This is a genomic window from Oleiphilus sp. HI0117, from assembly GCF_001635235.1.
On the sequence record NZ_LWGA01001431.1, the window covers coordinates 1 to 1,053 of the forward strand.

The following is a 1,053-nucleotide window of genomic DNA, read 5'->3' on the forward strand; positions in this document are numbered from 1 at the left end:
AACACTTCGCAGAACCCGAATGGACCATAGTCAAGGGTATACCCCCCCGCTGCGCAGTTGTCACTATTGAAGTTGCCTTGGCAATAACCTACGCGAAGCCAGTTTGCGACAAGCGCGCTTAAACGCTCACGAAACTCGCTAGCCAACCGCAGTAATTTATCTTCGAACGATAGGTCTTCATTGATCTCACTTTTGTATTCACGATCAATCAAATGCAAAACGATCATCTTTAACTCTTCGAGAGCTTTTGGATGAGCCTTGCTACGCGCTCGACGAGCAAACAGTTCAAGCTGCCCGACCCGTAAGAAAGACGGTGCGACACGTGTTGAAATTGCAACCGGGTTCGATACCATAATATCCGGATCTTGGGAGTAAGAACCTTCAGAATACCATGGGCGATCAACGGTCTCTGAGCCAGATACATAAAGGCATAAGGACCTAGATGTTGGCACCCCTAGTTGGTGCATATGCTCCTGAACCAGAAATTCTCTAATACTCGAGCGCAGCACTGCTCGCCCATCCGCACCACGACAATATGGCGTTCGCCCACCACCCTTTAGCTGCATCTCCCAACGCTGACCATTGATGACAGCCTCAAGGACAGATACTGCACGGCCATCCCCGTAACCGTTGCCTGTGCGGAACGGACACTGTTGAATGTACTCCGTGCCATAAATCGACAGCGCATAGCCAGTTGCCCAAGCTGTTTGTCTCATAGGTTCTGGCACATGCGACATATCACCAGAGAACAAACGACGGAAGCCTTCCGTTTCCACCAAATTGTCGTCAAAACCCAGTTCGCTGAAAAACTTCCTGCTGTGAGCGACATAGTCAGGCTCAGGAATAGGCGTCGGCTTTACAGGGACATAATGTCCCGAAAAAACTTGTCGAGGCGCGTAATCATCCCCACTGGCCGTCGCCTGAGGGTCGCACCGAAGGTTATTCATTAGTGAATAGTCGGCTAATTTAGCCAGTTCATCGAGATTCGTTATGGGAGTAGATATATCATTAAGCTGCTTGTTAGCCATATTAATTGATGAACCTTTTCTAATT

Annotated in this window: 1 protein-coding gene; it reads right to left on the bottom strand. The window is 48.9% G+C overall.

The window, feature by feature from the left end; all coding sequences use genetic code 11:
- Positions 1-1,028, bottom strand: a 1,028-nt coding sequence (locus A3757_RS24040) for a protein adenylyltransferase SelO family protein (protein WP_197470285.1), incomplete at its 3' end; no start/stop codon positions are given.
- Positions 1,029-1,053 lie beyond the last annotated feature (25 nt).